Source organism: Reichenbachiella faecimaris (genome assembly GCF_900176375.1).
GTDB classification, from domain to species: domain Bacteria; phylum Bacteroidota; class Bacteroidia; order Cytophagales; family Cyclobacteriaceae; genus Reichenbachiella; species Reichenbachiella faecimaris.
Genome location: NZ_FWYF01000003.1, coordinates 866,128 through 884,851, shown reverse-complemented (window position 1 = coordinate 884,851; position 18,724 = coordinate 866,128). Strand labels below are relative to the sequence as shown.

The following is an 18,724-nucleotide window of genomic DNA, read 5'->3' as shown; positions in this document are numbered from 1 at the left end:
GGAATACCCTTAGTCACTTTCGATTAGTGGGATGCGTTTAGCTAATCAGACCAGATTATATGATAGCGCGAATTTGGTAAGTCCAACTGCTGAGCTACAATTGGTTTTGCGAAAGATATTTCTTTTGTGTGTTTCAACTGTTTTCTCACTGATACAAAGCTCATCGCCTATTTGGCGGTTGGTCTTTTCCTGAACGATGAGTTTGATGATTTCAATTTCTCTTTCGCTCAAATGATCAATTACAGTTGGATGCTTGATCTCATCTACAAGCATCTGAGTAATAGCTTCACTTACAAAAGCTTGATTGGCCATTACTGCTGTGATCGCATCTATTAATTCGTTGTGTGTAGACCGTTTTAAAACATAACCATCGGCTCCTGCTTTCAGCACCTCTTTGATCACGTGTTTTTCTTCGTGCATGCTCAAGACAACTACTTTAAGCGCTGAACGGATAGCCTTCAGTTTTGGAATTAATTCTGATCCTTTAATGTCTGGCATATTTAGATCACAAATAGCCACATCTACTTGATGGTTTTCTACCAATTCTAAAGCTCTCTGAAATCCCGAAGCCGTCCCAACCACATGAAAAGCCGCATGGTTTTTGAGCAATTCTACTACACCATCAATTAATATCTGATGATCGTCAATAATGATAATATTCGTTCTTTTTATCATCAGGCCACTCTCTTTGCTTCAGATAAATAAGGGATGACTATGGAGACAGTAGAATTGGGTTGCCCTTCCACACTATCTACTTCGAATGTACCATTCATAAGGTCTAGTCGTGAAGCAATATTACGCCATCCATTGCCCTTGCTTAAGGTTAATGCCTTCGTATCGAAACCCCTGCCATTATCTTCAATCATGATATTCAGTTCATTGTCCAGACCAGTCAGGCTAATACCAACTTTTGAAGCGGAAGCATACTTCATGATATTGTTTAATACTTCTTGCAATATCCTATACAACTCCACTTTATTAGGAGCGATAGCCAACTCGTCGACTTCAAAGGCTCGAACTTGAACATCCATAGACCCTAACTGATTCAATTGATCACAAAGTTCATCAACGGCATCTACCAGGCCTCGTTCTACCAAGGTCTGTGGCATTAGATTGAAAGCTATATTCTTTAGAGAGAGATACATCTTGTCCAGCATTTGATTAGTCTCCATATCTTTATCAGAATTTTGATTCACCTTCAGGCGCAAGGCTGAAATCAATTGACCAAAATCATCATGTAAATCCATGGCAAATCGCGTGCGTTCTGCCTCCTGAGATTGGATCACTGCTTTGATTTGATCAGATTTTGCTTGATTCTGTTGGGTTTTCATCGCAATTCTTTGATGGTAAACCTTTCTCTTGTAAGTCATAAAAATCCAAGAAATTAATAATACACTACATGTGCCGATTGCCAAAAAGAGGAATTCATTTCGCTCTATCATAGCAGCCTGCAACTGAGTTTCATGATTCAACACATCAATTTGACGCAGATACTTTTCGTTTTGATATTTAGCCTCCAGTTCCGCTACCTTTTCCTTGGTTTTTACATCGTTTATGCTATCCGATAGCGTTAAATGTTTATCTAAGTAATTATAAGCACGATTGTTGTCACCTATTCCGCGATAAGCTTTTGCTAGAGATTTATAACTATCTATCAGTACAATCGCATAAGAGAGTTTATTGGCACGACGGTTGGCCTGTTGCAAATTTTCAATTGCACTTTTATATTTTTCTTGAATCAAATCCAATTTACCTAATCCATTGAAAGCCAATGATTTATACCAATCGTCATCCAGTTTATGTGCTATCAAAAGTCCCAAATTATAATACTGTCTACTACTATCTGTTTGATTTTTATTCAAATACAAAGCACCAATGTTAATACTACATTCGGCTATTCCAATTTCATCTCCTATTTCCTGAGCTATCTGAAGGCTAGCTAAGTATTTCGTTTTCGATTCTTCAAACTGACCAAGTTCCTTTAAAGTGCCAGCCAAATTACCCATACTAATGGCTAACCCTTGTTTGTTATCAATTAAACTGTCTATGGTAATACTAGCCTGATAGTACTTTTTAGCCTCCTCAAACTCATCTATGGAGAACAACATATCGCCAATATTGGCATAGTCAATACCTAGATTCATAGAATCCCCTAGAACTTCGTCTATCCCCACCACAGTCATGAAATTTTCCATGGCTAATTCATATTGCCCCATGGCAATATATATATTGCCTAACGACGTATATTTCCCAGACATTCTCAAGCTATCCTTCCGTTGTATATCCATGAGCAGACCTGTTTGTGCAAAATACAGTGCTGAATCATTGTTGCCTCTAGCTTTTTCTAGATTGGCCAGGTTTAGATATGCGGTTGAAATTTGTGAGGTGTCGGACAATTTTCGCCAAATATTCAATGCTCTAGAGTAATACCATTTGCTCGAATCATATTTCCCTTGTTTTCGGTAAATGACGCCAATTGTATTGTACGTAAACCCCTGGCCTTTTACATATTTACTATCTAATGCCAATTGACTTGCCAATCTGGCAAACTTCATGGCCATAGCATAATCACGATACATGTATGCCCATGCAGAATCTTCTACAATTTTGATTTGTTTCGAAATGGAACTGTCTTTAATCTGCGCTAGCAATGGTTTGAATTCTTGACAAAACGCTGAACAATTCAAACTAAATAGCAGTCCAATGATTAGATGAAGTTGCTTGGTAGTCATTGAGTAGATATTTATGTCTTGGTTTCATAATATCTTACTTTTTAATGAATAATCAAATTGATCAAGACTACTGATGATCGACAGATATTCTCTTGGGCAAAAATTAGGCACAAAAAAACCCTGACGAAATCGTCAGGGTCTCCATATCTATAAAGCAAATCAGTTTATTTCAACTGATCTATTACTGCTTTGAAAGCTTCCGGGTGATTCATTGCTAAATCAGCCAATACTTTTCTGTTCAATTCAACGTCAGAGGCAGACAATTTGCCCATGAACTGAGAATAAGACAAGCCGTGCTCTCTTGCACCAGCGTTGATTCTCTGAATCCATAATTTTCTGAATTCTCTTTTCTTAACTTTTCTGTCTCTATAAGCGTAGTTAAGACCTTTTTCAACGGCATTTTTAGCTACCGTCCATACATTCTTTCTTCTTCCGAAATAACCCTTGGCTAATTTCAGAACCTTTTTTCTGCGAGCTCTACTCGCTACTGTGTTTACCGATCTTGGCATAATTTTTAACTTTTTTGATTATTGGCGTCCTAGCTCTCGCTCGATACTTACTAACCAATACTCTGGTGAAAATTTGAACCTAATTCCGATCTTATCGGAATTAAATGTTGAGCATTTCTTTAACATTAGCTACATCTGACTTATGGACTAAGCCCATTTTAGTCAAGTTTCGCTTCTGCTTGGTTTCTTTCTTGGTCAAGATGTGGCTTTTGAAAGCATGCTTTCTTTTGATTTTACCAGATCCTGTCAGCTTAAACCTTTTCTTAGCTCCTGCTTTAGTTTTAACTTTTGGCATTTGTATATATTGATAAAAAAATTAATTCTTCTTTTGAACTTTAGGAGAAAGCATCAAGAACATTCGTTTCCCTTCTAATTTAGGAAGCTGTTCCACTTTTGCATGTTCCTCTAGAGATTGAGCAAATTTCAATAACAAAATTTCTCCTCTATCTTTAAACACAATGGTACGCCCTACGAAATGCACATAAGCTTTCACTTTTGCTCCTTCTTTTAAAAACTTGATGGCATGATTTAGTTTAAAATTAAAATCATGGTCATCCGTATTAGGACCAAACCTGATCTCCTTCAGCACACTTTTATGCGCCTTGGATTTGATCTCCTTTTGTTTCTTCTTTTGCTCGTACTTAAACTTCGAGTAATCGGTAATCTTACAAACCGGAGGATCTGCATTAGGAGATATCTCCACTAAGTCCAACCCTTGATCTTTGGCCATATTAATGGCTTGTGAAGTCTGATATACATCGACCTTTACGTTTTCACCTACTACCCTAACTTCTCTGGCAGTAATTCGATCATTTACTTTGTAGGGTTCTTCGACACGACCTCTAAAGCCACGTCTTTGGAATCTTTGTTTAGCGATTTTTACTTAAGTTTTAGATTAACAAAAAATTTCGAGCTGCAAATATCGACATTATTTATAGAAAAACAATAATGGAGTGCCGTAATAGCACATTTTATTTACACCACATTCGCTCATTTCGAGCTAGAATTCAAAGTTAATGACTCTTCAGAGATACACCTTATTATATAGTGTAAATAATTGAAAGTTTAAAACATAAAAAATAGCGGAATTCCACCCCCTTTTTGCCACTTTTTGAGATTGCTAAAATTAGTTTGGCATTCAGAGTTTTAATATCTTTCTTTGCACAGATTTTTAAACCAAACAATAATAAAATGTCTGATATAGCACAAAAAGTTAAATCAATTATTATCGACAAATTAGGAGTAGAAGAGTCTGAAGTAAGCAATGAAGCAAGCTTCACAAACGACTTGGGTGCTGACTCTTTGGACACTGTCGAATTGATTATGGAATTTGAAAAGGAATTCAACATTTCTATTCCAGACGATCAAGCTGAAAATATCGGTACTGTAGGACAGGCTATCGAATACCTAGAAGCGAACGCAAAATAATTTAAACATACCTAAACAGGGAACTAGCATTTATGCAATTAAAGCGAGTTGTAGTTACCGGCATTGGAGCTCTCACACCTATAGGAAATAACGCAGCCGAATATTGGCAAGGACTTTCTAAAGGTGTGAGCGGCGCTGCTCCCATCACCCGTTTCGACGCGGAAAAATTCAAAACCCAGTTTGCATGTGAATTGAAAAATTACGATCCTAATGATCATTTTGATCGCAAGGATGCCCGCAAGATGGATCTCTTCACACAGTTTGCTCATATTGTGGCAGACGAAGCTGTTTTAGACTCTGGACTCAATTTAGAGAAACTAGACGGTAATAGAGCTGGGGTGATATGGGGTGCTGGTATTGGTGGATTAAAAACTTTCCAAGACGAAGTGATGAACTTCGCTAGTGGAGATGGTACTCCCAGATACAATCCCTTCTTCATTCCGAAGATGATTGCTGATATTGCCCCTGGTATGATTTCTATTAAATATGGATTCAGAGGACCTAACTTCACTACTGTAAGTGCATGTGCCTCAGGAACCAATGCAATCATTGATTCATACAACTACATTCGATTGGGAATGGCAGATGTATTTATTACCGGCGGATCAGAAGCCGCAGTATGCGAATCTGGTGTCGGCGGATTCAATGCCCTAAAGGCATTGTCTGAAAGAAATGACTCTCCAGAAACGGCCTCAAGACCATTCGACAAAGACAGAAATGGATTTGTATTGGGCGAAGGTGCTGCTTCATTAATATTGGAGGACTACGACCACGCCATAGCGCGTGGCGCAAAAATTTATGCCGAGCTAATCGGAAGCGGTATGTCAGCTGATGCGTATCACATGACTGCCCCACACCCAGAGGGAATTGGCGCAACTAATGTGATGATTAATGCACTAAAGGACGCCAATTTGAAGCCTGAAGACGTTGACTATATCAATGTCCATGGTACTTCTACTCCACTCGGAGATGTGAGTGAATCTATGGCTATCCAAAATGTATTTAAGGATCACGCCTACAACTTAAACATATCATCAACAAAATCGATGACTGGTCACCTACTCGGTGCGGCTGGTGCTATCGAGGCAGCAGCATGTGTGATGGCCATCCAAAATGGAGAAGTTCCTCCTACCATCAACCATTTCACCGACGATGACGCATTTGATCCTAAGTTGAATTTCACATTTAACCAATCCCAAAAAAGAGACATTAAGGTTGCGCTAAGCAATACCTTCGGATTTGGAGGCCACAATACTTCCATCATTTTCCGTAAATTTGAAGGGTAATTTGTGAAACTAATATAAAAGTCGCTGCTGTTATTCAGAAACGCTAAAGACCGGAAGTTTGCCGTTTTATTAAAACGAATCATTGGATTTAATCCGTCCAATCTGGAGCTGTATGCCCTCGCCATGAGGCACAGTTCGGCAGCAGAGGAAAGCCGCAAAGGCTTCTTAGAGTCCAACGAACGCTTAGAATACCTAGGTGATGCCGTATTAGGCATGGCAGTGGCCGAATACTTATTCAACAAGTATCCGTTCAAAGACGAGGGATTTCTGACCGAAGTAAGGTCTAGAATAGTGAATCGAGAACATCTGAATCAGTTGGCACGAAAAATAGGCTTGGCCGATGTGATTAAATACAATGGTCAACTCAAAGCCAATGGACAATCGTTTAAATCCATTTACGGCGACGCGCTAGAAGCATTGGTTGGTGCTGTATATCTGGACAAAGGTTTTGTGGCAACGAAGTCATTCATCTTCAAAATGCTAATCATTCCTCATATTGATTTGGATGAAATCATCAACAACAACACCAACTTCAAAAGTAAAATTATAGAATGGTCACAAAAAGAAAACAAAGACCTGCGATTCGAAGTAGAAGAACAAGACAATCAAAAGCATTTTAAGAAATTCGAAGCCAGGGTATTTGTTGGCAAGAAAGAAATCAGTGTAGGCCATGGCCTAAGCAAGAAAAAAGCCGAGCAGAATGCTGCAGAGAAGTCATGCCAAGTGTTAAAAATAGAATAACTTTCTAAAACCTCAGATGAGCCAAATCCGAATCGCTGGCGCCTGCCTCAATCAAACACCAATCGATTGGAATAACAACATTTCCAATATTAGAAATGCCATAACAGAGGCCAGAAAGGAGAATGTAAAAATTCTATGTTTACCCGAACTTTGTATAACTGCCTATGGCTGCCAAGATTTATTTTTGAGCGAATGGTTAATTGAAGAGGCCATCAAACAGTTGCTTTCTATTGTGCCTATTTGCGAAGACATTGCCGTGGCAGTTGGATTACCTATTCGTCACAAAGGCCAAATCTACAATTCGACTTGCCTCATTCAAAATGGAGAAATTCTTGGTTTTTATGCAAAACAAATTTTGGCCAATGATGGCATTCACTATGAGCACAGATGGTTTTCGCCATGGCCAAGTAAATTAGTAGAATCCATTACCATCAAAGGCAGTACTTATCCTATTGGTGATTTGACTTTTCAAATTGAAGGTACTCATGTTGGATTTGAAATCTGCGAAGATGCCTGGAATGAAGTCAGACCCGCATGCCGACTTTACGAAAAGGGAGTTGAATTGATTCTTAACCCAAGTGCAAGCCACTTTGCCTTTGGCAAGCACAAAATCAGAGAAAAACTCATCGTATCAAGCAGTGAAAAATTTGAATGCCATTATCTCTACGTCAATCAATTAGGCAATGAATCTGGTCGCGTCATTTATGATGGAGATATCATTTTGGCCAGTCATGGGCAGCTGCTTACCACAAATAAGAGACTGTCATTTTCACTCTATCAATTGCTTCCATTTGATATTGATATCAAAAAGAAACGCTACTCCCAATCCGACCACGTAGATGACCTTGATAATAACCGGGATTTTGCAAAAGCAGCTTCACTAGGATTATTCGATTATCTAAGAAAAAGTAAAGCCAAGGGTTACACCTTATCGTTAAGTGGTGGTGCCGACTCCTCGTCCATTGCTGTTTTAGTTGCGGAACTGGTTAGAAATGGAGTCCAGGAATTAGGAGTAGAAAAGTTCCTCGAAGCGCTACAACTGTCTGCTAGCTTGAGTGACGGCCTAGAGGAAATAGAAGTAATAAAAGAAATTGTTAATAAAATCCTCATTACTGCCTATCAGGGCACTAGAAATTCTTCTGATGACACATTGAATTCAGCCAAAGCTTTGGCAACGTCTATTGGCGCCCAATTCAAGCATTGGGAAGTGGATGATGTCGTGAGTACCAACCATGAGATCATTGAGAAAGCCATAGGTCGAAAGTTGACATGGGAACAGGATGATATCGCCATGCAAAACATCCAAGCTCGATCCAGGTCTCCTTTGATATGGATGATAGCTAATATCACAGGAACTATTCTACTCACCACGTCGAATCGTAGTGAAGGTGATGTAGGGTATACAACGATGGATGGAGATACCAGTGGAAGTCTGGCTCCAATCGCAGGTGTGGACAAGCCATTTTTACTGCAATGGCTCAAATACGCAGAAAAGGAATTGGGATATTCGGGATTGTCTTACGTGAATAGCCTGACTCCTACTGCCGAATTGCGTCCAAAAGAGTTTACCCAAACTGACGAAGATGACTTGATGCCTTACCCAATCTTAGTTCAAATCGAGCGCCTGGGTATTTTTCAACGAAAATCTCCATTGGAAGTCTATCAACACCTGAATCAAGAATTGAAAATTGATTCTGAATTACTTAAGAGCTATATCAGAAAATTTTATAGGCTCTGGTCTATCAACCAATGGAAACGTGAGCGCTTGGCTCCTTCCTTTCATTTGGATGATTTTAATGTGGATCCAAAAACATGGTGTAGGTTTCCCATTTTGTCAGGCAGTTTTGTTGAAGAATTGAAAGCGCTGGATCAGGCTTAGTATTTTCGATCAAATACTTCCTTCAAAACCAAAGCCTTCCGAACACCATCATAATCAGAAAGCATTTCTTCAATACCTTCTGCCATTTCGTTTTCCTCCTCTTCTACTTCGAAATGTGAATCTCTCATAAACTCTATTTTTTTGCGCTCCATAGGCTTATGAGGCACAATATCGATCAGGTCATCTTTATCTAGGGCTTCAACATTCTTACTTTGATAATCTACCAAGTCAGTAGCTAAAATTGGCTCAGGGGCAGGTGGTAATGGCTCCTCTTTTTGCCTTTTGGTAAAAACTGGCGTTTCCTCTCCCGTCAGTTCCTTTAGAATATCCTCAAAAGTAGGTGTGGGCTTTTTCGTTGGCCTGTGCGTTTCAATTTCTTCATACTCTTCCAGTTCAGCTGGAACGTCTTGATTTTTCTTCTTTTTAAAGAGTTTTGACAAAACATAAATGGCTCCTAAAACCAGATAGTATAGCATTGAATCATCCATATTTCAAATGTAAGTAAAACCGACACATTCTTTTATTTTATCCTCTGCTTAGTACATTTTTTCTTTATAAAAACTTAATTCTGATCAAAAGAATCAGATAGCAGGTTCAATTAAATAGCTCTCTTTTCCTAGCCATGCTGTTATAACCAGCATACTGGAATAGCAAAAAACACTACCTTTGTACTGGATTGTTATCCGTTATCATTAATCATTTGCTCTTATGGCCAGTACTATTTGGCTAGGATTTTTCAAATCTACGTTGATTGATGAAGCATCAAGGATCACTTAATGTATGATCCCTGACAAGTAACCCGTCTACTTTTAATCTATTCTGCAAATCGCCTAATTCATTGCTCTGCGATTCGCTTCCATTCTAAAATTAGAATCACATGAAATTATTAACCATGGGTGTAATAGGCACGTCTAAAAAACAAGATGAACGTCGAGTACCCATCCATCCTGAACACCTCAGCAGGTTACCAGAACACATTCGTCGTCAACTTATTTTTGAAAAAGGCTACGGCGCACCTTTCAATATCACAGATAAAGAAATCAGCGCAAAAACAGGCGGAATAGCCTCCAGAAGCGAAATACTCTCAGATATTGGCTCCGCCATCATAGCAAAACCCGTACAATCAGACCTTGAAGAAATGAAATCAGGAGGTGTACTATGGGGTTACCCTCACTGTGCCCAGCAGCCATCCATCACCCAATCGGCCATTGATAAAAAACTAACCTTAATTGCCTTTGAGGATATGTACGTATGGCATCCTTCCGGGCAAATCGGCAGGCACACGTTCTACAAAAACAACGAAATGGCAGGCTATAGTGCTGTCATCCATGCACTCCAACTCAAGGGAATTGATGGGCACTATGGCAATCAAAGAAAAGTGATCATCTTTAGTTTTGGTGCGGTAAGCCGTGGAGCCATTTATGCACTGAAAGCACATGGCTTCAGAGACATTACGATCTGCATCCAGCGACCAGACCATGAGGTAAGAGAAGAAGTGCTCGACGTGCATTACACTCGAATAAGAAAAGGTAAGGCAGGCGAACCTCGCCTGATCGTAGTAGAACATGATGGTTCCGAACGCCCTCTTCTGGAGTTGATCAGAGAGTCTGAAATCATCATCAATGGCACGTATCAGGATACAGACGCCCCTATAGACTATGTCCTGGAGGAAGAAAAAGAGCATCTAAATCCGGGTACATTAATCGTAGACGTGAGCTGCGACGAGGGTATGGGTTTTTATTTCGCAAAACCCACCACGTTCAAAAAACCGATTATCTCCCTAAATAAAATAGATTACTACGCGGTAGATCACACACCAAGTTATTACTGGGAGAGTGCCTCTCGCTCCATATCTGGTGCGCTAGTCGTGCATTTACCCTCAGTGATAGAAGGCCGTACCAGTTGGATGAAAAATAAAACCATTCAAAACGCCATTAATATTGATAAAGGGGTAATCGTAAAAGACCACATCTTGAGATTTCAAGATCGGCAAACGGACTACCCTCATGTTGTAAAGAGTTAGCAGATCAAAGCACCTTGTGTCTGGCATCAGAATTGACGCCAGACACAAGGTGCAACAAGTCATTCACTGCTGATTAGAATACTGCCACTCAGATTGGTGAAATTAAAAATCCACACGCATTCTAATTGTGGTTTAATTGTTAATAAGTTTGATATTTCGCCCGGTTGCGCTTTCAGAAATAATTCTAAATTTGTTGGTTCTGAAAAAAGTGTTTACTGCATGCAACTGACCAAGTTAGAGATTAAAGGATTCAAAAGTTTTGGTGACAAGGTGGTCATCAATTTTGATGAGGGCATTACGGGAATTGTGGGGCCAAACGGCTGCGGAAAGTCTAATGTAGTAGACTCTATCCGCTGGGTTCTAGGGGAGCAAAAAGTGAAGTCTCTCCGATCTGAAAAGATGGACAACATCATCTTTAACGGAACTAAAAACCGCAAACCTACCCAACTAGCAGAAGTATCACTTTCTTTCAAAAACACAAAAAATCTCCTCCCTACAGAATATTCTAATGTCACCATTACCAGACGCTATTACCGTTCTGGTGAAAGTGGATATCAACTCAACGGGGTAACTTGTAGATTGAAAGACATCACAAGTCTGTTCCTGGATACAGGTATAGCTTCCAACAGTTACGCCATCATTGAGCTGGGCATGGTGGACAATATCCTTAACGATAAAGACAATTCGAGAAGAGGACTATTTGAAGAAGCAGCAGGCATTTCAAAATTTAAGATTCGTAAAAAGGAAACCTTGAGGAAGCTGAATGATACAGATGCTGATTTGGATCGGGTCGAGGATTTGCTTTTTGAAATAGATAAAAACCTTAAATCACTCGAGCGGCAAGCTAAGCAAGCTAAGAAGTATTATCAGGTCAAGGAAGACTACAAAATCTACAGTGTAGAGCTCGCTAAATCTACCTTACAGCAACAAAAGGAAAAACTTGAAAACCTCAAAAAAGCCACTGAATCTAATAACGACAAGAAGATCAGTCTCAATAAACAATTAGCTGAAAAGGAAGCCCAAGCCGAAAAGGCTAAGGCAGATTTGGTAAGCAAAGAAAAAACACTCGCCACTCGTCAAAAAACACTCAACGAGCATGTCAATAAAATCAGACAATACGAGAGCGAGAAGAAAATCAAAAACGAACGCCTGCGTTTTTTGAATGACCGAAGTGATAGCCTAAAGGAGACGATCGAGCAAGACAGAAAGAGTAGCGAGCGCTCTTCATTTTCAATTTCAGGTTTGAGCAATGAAAAGCTATCTTCTGAGAAAATCCTAAGTGAAGTGTTTCATAAACTTGAAACACTGAAGCAGGATTTTGAACAGGAAAAAGCAAAGAATGAAGCACTCAAAAATGAAGGGGAAGAACTAAATCAGAACTTCATCAACAAAAAGGAAGAAGTTTATCAATTGATTAAATCGCTTGAAATCAAATCCATTCAGGTCAGCTCATTAAAACAAGAACTCGAAAAGGCAGCCACAGATACCTCATCCAAGACTGAGAATCTCCAAAACTTTGAAAAGCGAATTGCTGAAATAGAACTGGAGAAAAAAGAAAAGCAAGAGCAATACGATTACCTCAAATCAAAAGACGAAGAACTAAAAAATCGAATTACTCATTCTGAAAAAACGATTGAGGTCATTAAAGAGGAACTAACCCAAGTCAACCGAAAACTAGACGCCTCACAAAACGAATACAACCTGACCAAATCGTTGGTCGACAATCTTGAGGGCTTTCCCGAAGCCATCAAGTTCCTTAAAAAAGAAGCCACCTGGAGCAAAAATGCCCCCCTGCTTTCTGATATTCTAACCTGTCCCGAGGAGTATCGTGTAACTGTAGAAAACTACTTGGAGTCGTATATGAATTACTACATAGTCGACACTGAGGCTGAGGCTTTCAAAGCCATCAACATCTTGAGTGACGCCTCCAAGGGGAAGGCACATTTCTTTATTCTGGATCGATTTGAGAAATTCAAATCCACTCAGACTGAGATCATGGAAAATGCAGTACCTGCTACTGAGGTAGTGGAGTACGAGCCCAAGTACAAAAAACTAATTGGGTACATTCTCGACAATGTTTATATCAGCAATTTCAATGACCCTGAGGGAGTTGATCATAGAGACACGGTCCTTATCACCAAAAACGGAAAGGTGATCGACAGACAGTTTAGCATCTCTGGGGGATCTGTAGGACTATTTGAAGGCAAGAGGATTGGCCGAGCCAAGAACTTGGAAAAACTCTCAGCATCAATCAAAAAATTAACCACCAAACTCAATGAGGTTAAATCCAATCTAGAAGAAAAGGTTTCAGATCTAAATCGCCTGAAAGAAAACAACTACGAAGAGCAGCTAGAACAAGTACAGGTAGAGCTCACTCAGATCAAAGAAGAATACGTTTCGTTCACAACCAAACAGGAGCAGTTTTCAAATTTACTTACTGAAAATACCAACAAAAGCGAGGACATACTTGAGAACATCAATGTGCTCAATGAAGAGATAGCTGAGCTTACACCAAAGAAAGAAACCGAACAAAAACTGCTCGATGAACTTGAATTAAAAAACACCAGTTTCAAAGCAGAGTTGAGTTCATACAACGAACAACTCAATGAAAAGTCTACTGTTTTCAATCAGGAAAACATCCATTATCATCAGCAGCAAAACAAGGTAGCAAGCATTGATCAGGAGATTTCTCACAAGCAAGCCAACCTGGATTCTGCCAAAGAGCGAATTGAAAAAAATCAGTCCGAACTCAAACAAACGGATGAAGAGATTCGACAGTTGATTGAAAAATCAGATTCGAATGATGATCAACTCATTGGAATGTATGAGGAGAAAGATTCGATAGAAAAAGCTGTAAACGAGGCTGAAAAGGATTATTACGCTGAAAGAGAGCTGATAGAAGTAGTCGAAAAAGAAGCGCGAGAGGTCCAAAGAGAACGTGAACAAACTGACATGAATACCATGGAGGTTCAAAACGAGCTTAACGAAACACGCCTACAGCTTTCTAGCGTAAAAGAAAGGCTTTCCGTCGAATTCAATATCGACATTGACCAACTGCTGATTGATGGCAACGAGGACGAAGAAAAAACTGCCGCGCTCAAGGACATGAGAGAGGAAGAACTCAGAGCGCATGTAGAAAAATTGAAAAGCCGTATGGATACCATGGGGCCCATCAATCCCATGGCCATGGAAGCTTATGAAGAAATCAAGGAAAGGCACGATTTCATTATTGCTCAAAAAGACGACTTACTGAAGGCCAAAGAATCTCTTATGGAAACCATCAGTGAAATTGATGCCGTGGCTAAAGAGACATTTGTAGAAGCATTCGAAAACATCAAAACCAATTTCATCCGAGTTTTCCGTTCGCTATTTACAGAAGAGGATCAGTGCGATTTGCGCTTGTCTAACCCAGAGGATCCTTTAGAGTCAACCATCGAAATCATGGCAAAGCCAAAGGGCAAACGACCGCTGAGTATTAATCAATTGTCAGGTGGAGAAAAAACTCTAACTGCAACTGCACTACTTTTTGCGATCTACTTGATCAAACCTGCACCGTTCTGTATTTTTGATGAGGTAGATGCTCCATTGGATGATGCCAATATTGACAAATTCAATAATATCATTAGGGAATTTTCGAGTGAATCACAGTTCATCATTGTGACACACAACAAGCGCACCATGATCTCTACTGATGTGATCTATGGAGTCACCATGGTAGAGCAGGGCGTTTCTAGAGTGGTGCCAGTGGATTTAAAGGAGTTGGCATAAGTCCCCAACTCATTAACACAAAAAAAGGCCATCCGAACAACTATTTCAGACGGCCTTTTTATAAGCTTGCTTACTTTAATCCAATCCAATCATAATGAATGGTCCCCAGAAGATTGGATCCTTGTACTCATCACGAATTTCTTGCTTGGCCTGAATAAACGAAGCTCTCTTGTCTCCTGTCTCTAACCACTTGGAGTAGAATTTCACCATAAGCTTTTGAGTGGCTTCATCCGATACTTTAAACAAACTCATGATGATAGTACGCGCACCAGCCACCAGGAAGGCTCTTTGTAAACCATAAACCCCCTCACCCGCTTGAATCTCTCCCAGTCCGGTTTCACAAGCTGAAAGCACCACTAAGTCGGTCTTATCCAAATTCAGGTTCATGGCTTCGTAGGCCGTAAGAATACCATCATTTAAGTTGAAGTTTGATGTGGTTTCGTTTAGGATATCACCAGCACCACTCATGAGCAATCCCGTTTTCAATAGTGGATTTTGAGCCGCGAGATTTTCATTCATCGCAATATCCTCAGCACTCAAATCTGCATCTGGTTGGAAAAATCCATGCGTGGCAATGTGGAAAATTTTCGGATTGTCCATTGCTTTGATGGCTTGCTCTGTGGCTTCTCTTTCTTTATGATCGGTCGTTACCCATCCATCTTTCCTGAGCAAATCTTTCAGTTCGGTCACCTCCTTTTCTGTTCCTGGCAATTGGCCAATCACATCTGGGTTGCCTCCCCTCATAGTCGCCCGTCCAGTCCAATTCCCTGGCTTGGAAGATACATAATAGGTAGGGTTCCCAAACATTTCGGCAGTATTTGCTTCTTGTACTACGTTTGTTGTGATTTTATCAAAGAACAAATCTTTTGTATTACTTACCAGGATAATATTGGATCTATCCAGAACATAACTACCATCCTCAAGCTTAATCGCCTCTAAATTCAGCTGGTTGTACACCCCATCAGCTGACACGTAAATTCGACCAGGATTGCCCACAACATCTTGAATAGGTCTCCAAAAATTGTCATAAGACTTCTGATCATCAATTCTAAACTTGATACTATTTCTATAGAGTTTTAAGTATTTAGACTCCATGTCTTTACCATTCTTCAATAAGATCAGACCTGGTGTACTTTTCTTCTCATTCTTCACGTACATCACTGCGTACATGATGGAGTCTTTAGAAAAGCTATGATCAAATACTCTAAACCTAACCATCTCTAGCGCCACCTCGTTAGGGTTCAATGACCGCTGCACATCCTCCCAAGTCACAGCCTTGGCTTCAAAACCAGAACTAAAATCCTCTGATTGCTGACTGAGTTGCTTTTCTAAGTCTTCTACTTCTACTTGTAATATATTGCCATCTATTCCGGCTTGCGCCAGTTGATCGGTACTCATAGAGAGCACCTGAGTCAGGGTTTCCTTTTTAGCTTCCCATTCGCGATAGGTCGAAATCAAATTTTCATCTCCTGATGAAAGGATTCGCTGCCTTATCTTGATAGATGAACTTAGCAACAATGCTTTTGTTAGCAATGCATTATTGTAAAGTGAACCTATCAACTCACTATTCTTGCCACTGTAATTGATTACAATCGTGTTGTAAAACTCATAGTCCTGCTTGATAGTATTCCAGAATTTAGCCTTTTCCCTTTCAGATAATGAAGGGAAATAATCTTTGATGAACACAGAATAATTAGCAAGTACCTCCTCGATCGATTCCTGAGACTTTTTGATATCACCCTGCATGAAGTAAGTCTTACTCATTTTCGAAAGTACCTTCACATACTCAGGGTGCGATTTGCTGAAAAAGCTTTCATACAGACTTTTGGCTTTGCCATAATAATTTTCTGCCTCGCCATACTGTCGTTGATTGTAATAGATATCACCACGAAGGATATTAATAGTCGCTGCATTGATGTTGTTTCTTCTTCCAATTCTTCTATCCCAAATGTTAGCCGCATCTTCCAAGTAAACAAAAGCCTCATCAAATCTTAGTTCGGCCACATACACGATGGCAAGATTTTTTAGTACTTCAGCATAATGAGGGTTTGATCCACCTAATTTTTTCCCAATAATTCTTTCCGCACGTAAGAAAAGATCTTCTACTTCTAGCGTAGGTGCGTCATTATAAAATCTAACAAGCGCTAAATCTGATACTGCCCTGGCTACATCTATATGATCTCGTCCAAATTGCTTTTCGCGAATTTCTATCACCCGTTCCAGCTGCGTCTCCGCAGCATCATAGTCACCAATGGTGGTGTTGATTTTAGCTAGGGTAACCAGACTTGGCGTAATTTTAGAAGAACCCTCTCCGAAAATGTCATAGGTGATATTATAAGCTCTATTCGCGATTTTTTCGGCCAAGGTATAATCCCCCAGAATCATTTTGAGCCGAGCTTTTAAGATCAATGGATCATTCAAATGACGACTAGTAGGGCCAAATCTGCTTTCCTTTTTCTTCAAATCTCCCTCAATCAACTTTTCAGCATCTCGGTACCTGCCAATATCAACATATACCTCAGCCAATTCATCCTCGATTTCGATTCCTGAGGTTTCGACAGTTCTGATTCCTGATTTTTGAAGTTTCTCTGATTTGTTGATATTGCCTTCTGACTCGTCATACTCACCTTTAATGGCAAATAGCGTAGCTTGAGTAATCAAGGACTGTGCATAATACCCTCCAGCCAACTCCTTATCCGCCTTTTCTAAAATCCTTAAGGCTTCATTGATATTGTTTTCAGCTTCAGCATATTGCCCTATTTTAAATTGAAGATTAGCTATTTTGTCTAGTTCTATAGCGTACTCGACATCTTCGTTGTCGTACTTTCTTCGTGAAGCCTCCAGCGCTACATCAAGTATTTCTGATGCTCTTTCGTATTGATCGTTCTCTTCATAAAAGATCGCTTGGTGATCTAAAATATCTACATAGTCCAAATGGCCTTCATGAATTTCTTTTTTCACAATCTGATCCCAACTGGTGTTGTAGATTTCTAAAGCCTCAGCAAATTTCTCTGTGTAGTCCACATAGTAATTAGCCATTTTGACTTTAGACAAGTTGTATTCAGGAGATTCCACTCCATAGAGCTTCTCTTTTATGTCCAATATTTGTGTTAAATACTGGTAGGAGTTATCATGCCGGCCATTGATCACAGCTACACTATTGGCAAACTCCAACATATCAATACGCTTAGGGTGGTATTTTGGAATTACCGACTCAGCCCCTAGCATTTCTGACACATCATTTTCCAGACCTACATCCTTTCCGCCCAGCAGGACGTCATAGTCTAGTGTTTCAAGCACGATACTGTACAGACTATTCTTCTCATAGTTTTGCTTGATAACCTTCCTGAACTCAGTCATGTGATTATTAAGCTTGGCCTTATTGCCATTTCTGATATAGCTTTTGATTAAGCGTTCACGAATTCTGATAGTAACATAATGTTGCGGTAAGTATTTCCTGACGGTATGAACAAAAGCACCCTCATAAAGATCCACAACAGCATCTATTTCTAACCCATTTTCTTCCAGCAGTAAAGTGTTCAAATACTGGGCTTCGCTGTAGAGAATATCAGCTTTACCTAAATTATCCTTTACCCAATCAATGGAATAAACAAATGCTGAGTCAGCACTTAAATAATTTCCCATCTTGCGATAAGCATCACCCTTGAACATCATCATTCGTGCAAACTCTCGCTTACGTTCCCGTTCCACACTTCTTTTGGCTCCGTCATCCAGCAATGCTCTTCCCTGGTAGAAGTCCATCTTGCCATTGATCAACTCAATGGCTTCCGTATAATACCCTCGCCCTACCTTGATTTGAGCTTCCAACACATCTACAGCAGCAGCTAAGTTCTCATCCATACCTGCCTCTTCTAAAATCGGACGGGCTTTATCTAAATATTCTTTGGCTTTAACATAGTCACCATATAGAGTCATCACCTCAGTAGACTCTTTGAGTAGCAAGGCGTGTACTTCTGAATCTGGCCCATTAACCACTTCGCTCATCTCTAGTCCTTCTGCTACAGACTGATGAACACCTCCAACAATACCCAAGGCCACGTCGTATTTTGCTTCTTTGATTCGAGCAATAGGCAAAAACTCATTGACTCCACCTATTTTTTTTGTAGACTGCTTTTTGATCTTTTCTATTTCAGATCTGGCCTTTTCGTAATCACCAATTTCATAGGCTTCATCCGCCTTTTCCATCTTCTTGTCATACTTGGTCTGAGCTGATACGTCTAAAACAATAAAGGAAAGTAATACTATGCCTAAGATTCTAAGTTGTCCGTTTTTCATGTTTGATTAGTTTTAACCTTGACGAGCCAGCGTAGTCACAGGCTCATCGTGCATCACACTTC

General features: G+C 39.8%; 13 protein-coding genes. 6 read left to right on the top strand and 7 right to left on the bottom strand.

All coding sequences use genetic code 11. From position 1 onward, the window contains the following. Positions 1-45 precede the first annotated feature (45 nt). The 5 genes from B9A58_RS16495 to infC all read right to left on the bottom strand — a co-directional run bounded on the left by B9A58_RS16495 (position 46) and on the right by infC (position 4,118). A complete protein-coding gene (locus B9A58_RS16495) occupies positions 46-675 on the bottom strand; it encodes a response regulator (RefSeq protein WP_084373965.1) in 630 nt (209 codons plus the stop codon). Beyond that, positions 675-2,732 (bottom strand): tetratricopeptide repeat-containing sensor histidine kinase, encoded by a 2,058-nt coding sequence (locus B9A58_RS16490; protein ID WP_084373964.1) that lies wholly within the window; start codon positions 2,730-2,732, stop codon positions 675-677. Before B9A58_RS16490 ends, B9A58_RS16495 begins: the two co-directional genes overlap by 1 nt. Positions 2,733-2,896: 164 nt before the next feature. Beyond that, positions 2,897-3,241, bottom strand: a complete 345-nt coding sequence (gene rplT, locus B9A58_RS16485) for a 50S ribosomal protein L20 (RefSeq protein ID WP_084373963.1) — start codon at positions 3,239-3,241, stop codon at positions 2,897-2,899. Between the two features lie 100 nt (positions 3,242-3,341). Then, complete coding sequence (gene rpmI, locus B9A58_RS16480; RefSeq protein WP_084373962.1) at positions 3,342-3,536, bottom strand: 50S ribosomal protein L35; 195 nt, start codon at positions 3,534-3,536, stop codon at positions 3,342-3,344. Positions 3,537-3,557: 21 nt separating this feature from the next. Continuing rightward, positions 3,558-4,118, bottom strand: a complete 561-nt coding sequence (infC, locus tag B9A58_RS16475) for a translation initiation factor IF-3 (protein WP_084373961.1) — start codon at positions 4,116-4,118, stop codon at positions 3,558-3,560. Positions 4,119-4,432: 314 nt separating this feature from the next. Here infC and B9A58_RS16470 point away from each other — a divergent pair, with 314 nt between their 5' ends. Genes B9A58_RS16470 through nadE form a run of 4 tightly spaced genes read left to right on the top strand, consistent with a single transcriptional unit; the run spans position 4,433 to position 8,575 of the window. Further along, positions 4,433-4,669: an acyl carrier protein gene (locus tag B9A58_RS16470; RefSeq protein WP_084373960.1), complete on the top strand. Its 237-nt coding sequence runs from the start codon at positions 4,433-4,435 to the stop codon at positions 4,667-4,669. A 32-nt stretch (positions 4,670-4,701) separates the two neighbouring features. After that, positions 4,702-5,955 carry a beta-ketoacyl-ACP synthase II gene (gene fabF, locus B9A58_RS16465; RefSeq protein WP_084373959.1) on the top strand — a complete coding sequence of 418 codons (1,254 nt, stop codon included), beginning with the start codon at positions 4,702-4,704 and terminating at the stop codon, positions 5,953-5,955. 24 nt (positions 5,956-5,979) lie between these two features. After that, on the top strand, positions 5,980-6,696 hold the full coding sequence (rnc, locus tag B9A58_RS16460; protein ID WP_084373958.1) for a ribonuclease III: 717 nt from the start codon (positions 5,980-5,982) through the stop codon (positions 6,694-6,696). A 16-nt stretch (positions 6,697-6,712) separates the two neighbouring features. Continuing rightward, complete coding sequence (nadE, locus tag B9A58_RS16455; RefSeq protein WP_084373957.1) at positions 6,713-8,575, top strand: NAD(+) synthase; 1,863 nt, start codon at positions 6,713-6,715, stop codon at positions 8,573-8,575. Here the strand turns inward: nadE and B9A58_RS16450 are convergent. Further along, a complete protein-coding gene (locus B9A58_RS16450; RefSeq protein WP_084373956.1) occupies positions 8,572-9,063 on the bottom strand; it encodes a hypothetical protein in 492 nt (163 codons plus the stop codon). The genes nadE and B9A58_RS16450 overlap by 4 nt on opposite strands. 389 nt (positions 9,064-9,452) lie before the next feature. On the opposite strand from B9A58_RS16450, the gene B9A58_RS16445 reads away from it, so the two are divergent. Beyond that, on the top strand, positions 9,453-10,598 hold the full coding sequence (locus tag B9A58_RS16445; protein ID WP_084373955.1) for a N(5)-(carboxyethyl)ornithine synthase: 1,146 nt from the start codon (positions 9,453-9,455) through the stop codon (positions 10,596-10,598). Positions 10,599-10,817: 219 nt separating this feature from the next. Further along, positions 10,818-14,366 (top strand): chromosome segregation protein SMC, encoded by a 3,549-nt coding sequence (gene smc, locus B9A58_RS16440; protein WP_084373954.1) that lies wholly within the window; start codon positions 10,818-10,820, stop codon positions 14,364-14,366. 75 nt (positions 14,367-14,441) lie between these two features. On the opposite strand, the gene B9A58_RS16435 is transcribed toward smc, so the two are convergent. Further along, positions 14,442-18,662 carry a CHAT domain-containing protein gene (locus tag B9A58_RS16435; protein WP_084373953.1) on the bottom strand — a complete coding sequence of 1,407 codons (4,221 nt, stop codon included), beginning with the start codon at positions 18,660-18,662 and terminating at the stop codon, positions 14,442-14,444. Positions 18,663-18,724: the final 62 nt, after the last annotated feature.